This window comes from Streptomyces sp. NRRL WC-3549 (assembly GCF_000721935.1).
Taxonomy (GTDB): domain Bacteria; phylum Actinomycetota; class Actinomycetes; order Streptomycetales; family Streptomycetaceae; genus Streptomyces.
On the sequence record NZ_KL585420.1, the window covers coordinates 21237 to 24964 of the forward strand.

Below are 3728 nucleotides of genomic sequence, written 5' to 3' on the forward strand. Positions count from 1 at the left end.
CATCCACAGCATCGGGTCCAGCGGGTTCTTCTTGCCCGGACGCTCCGGGTCGCCGCCGCGCTCGGCGGAGAGCAGGCGCATGGCCTCGGCGTCGAGGTGGGAGACCCCGCCGAAGTGCGGGTCGGACTCCACGGAGAAGTACACGTCGCCGTCGAGCTGGTAGGCGGCGCCCGCGTCCAGCAGACGCTCCACCAGCGGGACGATGCCGGGTATCGCCTCCACGGCCCCGATGTAGTGCCTCGGGGGGAGCATGCGCAGGGCGGTCATGTCCTCACGGAACAGGGCGGTCTCGCGCTCGGCGAGCTCCGTCCAGTCCTCACCGTCGCGCACGGCCCGCTCCAGCAGCGGGTCGTCGACGTCGGTGACGTTCTGGACGTAGTGGACCTGACGCTTGGTGTCGAGCCACACGCGCTGAACGAGGTCGAACGCGTTGTAGGTCGCCGCATGACCCATGTGGGTCGCGTCGTACGGCGTGATGCCGCAGACGTAGATGCGGGCGACGGGACCGGGGTCAAGGGTGATCCGTCCGCCGGTCGCGGTGTCGTGGATCCGAAGGTCGCGGCCCTTGCCGGGAAGGGCGGGGACCTCAGAAGCGGGCCAGGCATGCATGTCATGAGCGTAACCGGACGATGCTTCCGGATACGAACCGGACCGGGGATCCTGGCCGAATTGGCGGTCTTGCGTGGTGGGCCCTTCCGGCACGGGGCCGCGTCGGACGGGGAGGCGTCCGCCCGGGAGGTACGGCCTGCGGCCCGGTACATCCGGCCCGCCGCGCGCCGGGCCGGAGCCGGAGGCGCGGGACGGCGTCCGTCGTCGTGCGCCCGCCGGACAGGACCGGACGGCGCGCCCGACGGGAGGGGCGGGTCGGCGTGTTCTCAAGACGTGTTCTCAAGCGGTGTGCGGTCCCGGCCACCGGACACCCGGGCCCCGGTCCGCCGGAGACCCTGCCCCGGCCCGCCGGACACCCGGGCCCCTGGCCCGGACCCCTCCGGCCGGGCGGTCCTACACCGGAGGCCAGGGGATGGCGGGCCACTCCCCGCCCGGCTGCGGGTACCGCCCGCTCTCGCGCAGCCGGGCCACCCGGCCGCGCAGGGCGTCCAGCTCCACCGCCGTGATCAGTTCGGCCAACCGGGTGGCCAGCGGCGCTCCCGGCGCCAGACCGGCGGTGAGCCGTCCCAGCACCTCGACGGCCTCCGCGTCGAGCGGCTCGCCGGCCCATCCCCACAGCAGGGTCCGCAGCTTGTCGTCCGCGTTGAAGGTGACGCCGTGGTCGATGCCGTACAGCCGGCCGCCGGGCGCGGGCAGCAGGTGCCCGCCTTTGCGGTCCCCGTTGTTGATCACCGCGTCCAGAACCGCGAGCCGGCGCAGCCGGGGGTCGTCCGCGTGCACCAGCAGGGCCGTCCGGCCCTCCCCCACCTCGGCGAAGCCGACGGCCTTCCAGCCCTCCCCCGGCTCCTCGTCCTCCACGAGCGCGAGCAGCGGCGACAGCAGGTGCACACCCGCGGCAGCGGTCTCCGGTGCGGGCCCGGCGGGCTCGTCAGCCTCGATCCACAGCTGGCACATGCCCGGGCCCAAGGGGCCGTCCCGCAGCACGGTGGGCGGCACGAGCTCCCATCCGGTGGCCTCGGAGACCTCGTAGGCGGCCACCTCGCGCTGGGCGAGTGTGCCGTCCGGGAAGTCCCACAGCGGCTGCTCCCCGGCGACCGGCTTGTACACGCAGGGGCGTTCCTCGCCCTCGTGGGCGACCGTGCAGTACAGCACCGCGTTCGACGCGCCGCGTACCCGTCCGAGGACCGTGAGCTCGCCCTCGGCGAGCAGGGTGCGCAGCGCGGCCCCGGTCAGGAGGCTCCGCGCCGGTATCCGTTCTGCCGCGGGCATACGTGTCCTTCCGGGTCGAGGGGCAGGCTGCACAGCGGGCACGGCGGCCGGCCGGCGTTGACGACGTCCAGGGCACGCTTGGCGAACGCCCGTGCCTGGGCGCCGCTCAGCCGGACGCGGAGCATCGGCGGGCCGTTCTCCTCGTCCTGGAGGAGGCGTTCCTCCGCCTCGGCCAGGTCGTCCTCGGAGTCGACGTCCAGTTCGACGAGGGCCTGGGCCTCGACGATCATGCGCTGTTCCTCGCCGTCCCAGGCGAGTGCCATCGTGCCGACCCGGAACTCCTCCTCGACGGGCGCGTCGAGGGGCGCGGTGTCGGCCACCTCCATGGGTGCCACGGCCGGCACCGGTGAATTGCCGCCGGTCCGCCGGACGACCTCGTCGAGGAGTTCGTCGATCCGTTCGGCCAACGCGGCAACCTGGGTCTTCTCCAGGGCCACGCTCGTGACCCGGCCCCTCGAGGATGCCTGCAGGAAAAACGTACGGCGGCCAGGCAGCCCGACCGTACCGGCCACGAAACGGTCCGGGGGGTCGTAGAGGAACACCTGACGGGACACGTCCTGTCTCCCTTGAGATGAGGAAGGCGAATGGGGGGGCGGCCGGGGACGCTGCGGGGGACGCCCCCCGCAAGGCCGCTACGGCGCGTCCACCCTACTGCGCGGAGCGATCACGGTGCCCCCGCGCCGCCGCCGACGGCCGCGTCCGATGCCGTGCCGGTCGCCGCGTCCGCGTCCGCGTCGGCGCCCGGGGCCTGTCCGTGCGGAGCCAGGGACCCCAGGTCACCGGTGTCCCCCAGGCGCAGCAGGAAGGGGCGCAGCCGGGTGTAGCGGATCGCGGTGACCGAGCAGGGGTCGGCGTGGATGCGCTGGAAGAGGTCGAGGTGCATGCCCAGCGCGTCGGCGACGAGGGACTTGATGATGTCGCCGTGCGAGCACATCACATAGACGGCGTCCTCCCCGTGCTCCTCCTCCAGGCGGGCGTTCCACTCCCGTACGGCCTCGACGGCCCGCGCCTGCATGGCCCGCATCGACTCGCCCCCGGGGAAGGCCGCGGCCGACGGGTGCTGCTGCACGACGGACATCAGCGGTTCGTCGGAGAGTTCGGCCAGCTTGCGGCCCGACCAGTCGCCGTAGTCGCACTCGCTGATCCGGTCCTCGGTGTGCAGGGGCAGGCCCGGACGGGCGTCGAGGAGGGGCCGGAGCGTCTCGCGGCAGCGCTGCAGGGGGCTGCTGACGGCCGCCACGAGCGGGAGGCCGGCCAGTCGGCCCGGGAGCGCGGCGGCCTGCGACGCGCCCCGTTCGTCGAGCGCGACCCCGGGGGTGCGCCCGGCGAGGACTCCGGAGGTGTTGGCGGTCGAGCGTCCGTGGCGTACGAGGATGAGCGTGGGCATACCTGCCAGCGTAGAGGGCACCGGGGGGATGCACGGAAGCCGTCGGCAGGGAAGAATGCGCGCGTGATCGTGGATTGTGGCATTTATCAGGACGGGCGCCGGACCGAGGGCCCGTCGGACTTCTCCGCCGCCCTCGCCGAGGCCCGGGCCGCCGCGGACGCGTTCGTCTGGATCGGCCTGCACGAGCCCACGGCGACGGAGTTCGACCGCGTCAGCAGCGAGTTCGGGCTGCACCCGCTGGCGGTGGAGGACGCCCTGCGTGCCCATCAGCGGCCCAAGCTGGAGGTCTACGACGACTCGCTCTTCGTGGTCATCAAGCCGGTGGTCTACGACTCGGGCAGCGACGCGGTCACCACGGACGAGCTGATGCTCTTCGTGGGCGACTCCTTCGTGGTGACGGTCCGGCACGGCGAGGGCGCACCGCTCGCGGCCGTACGGCGCCGTCTGGAGGCCGAGCCGCAGG

4 protein-coding genes and 1 pseudogene are annotated in these 3728 nt (G+C 73.4%); 1 reads left to right on the plus strand and 4 read right to left on the minus strand.

Annotated features, from left to right (window positions below; genetic code table 11):
* The 4 genes and pseudogenes from IH13_RS0124555 to IH13_RS0124570 form a co-directional block, all read right to left on the minus strand.
* A pseudogene (locus IH13_RS0124555) lies at positions 1 to 609 on the minus strand (cysteine--1-D-myo-inosityl 2-amino-2-deoxy-alpha-D-glucopyranoside ligase); the annotation flags it as partial.
* Between the two features lie 393 nt (positions 610 to 1002).
* Entirely contained in the window at positions 1003 to 1878 is an 876-nt protein-coding gene (locus IH13_RS0124560) for an SCO1664 family protein (protein ID WP_031087920.1), read from the minus strand.
* On the minus strand, positions 1839 to 2432 hold the full coding sequence (locus IH13_RS0124565; protein ID WP_031087922.1) for a DUF3090 domain-containing protein: 594 nt from the start codon (positions 2430 to 2432) through the stop codon (positions 1839 to 1841). The genes IH13_RS0124560 and IH13_RS0124565 overlap by 40 nt, the downstream gene beginning before the upstream one ends.
* A gap of 110 nt (positions 2433 to 2542) precedes the next feature.
* On the minus strand, positions 2543 to 3265 hold the full coding sequence (locus IH13_RS0124570) for a histidine phosphatase family protein (RefSeq protein WP_031087924.1): 723 nt from the start codon (positions 3263 to 3265) through the stop codon (positions 2543 to 2545).
* A 63-nt stretch (positions 3266 to 3328) separates the two neighbouring features.
* Here IH13_RS0124570 and IH13_RS0124575 point away from each other — a divergent pair.
* Positions 3329 to 3728, plus strand: a 400-nt coding sequence (locus IH13_RS0124575) for a CorA family divalent cation transporter (RefSeq protein WP_031087926.1), incomplete at its 3' end; no start/stop codon positions are given.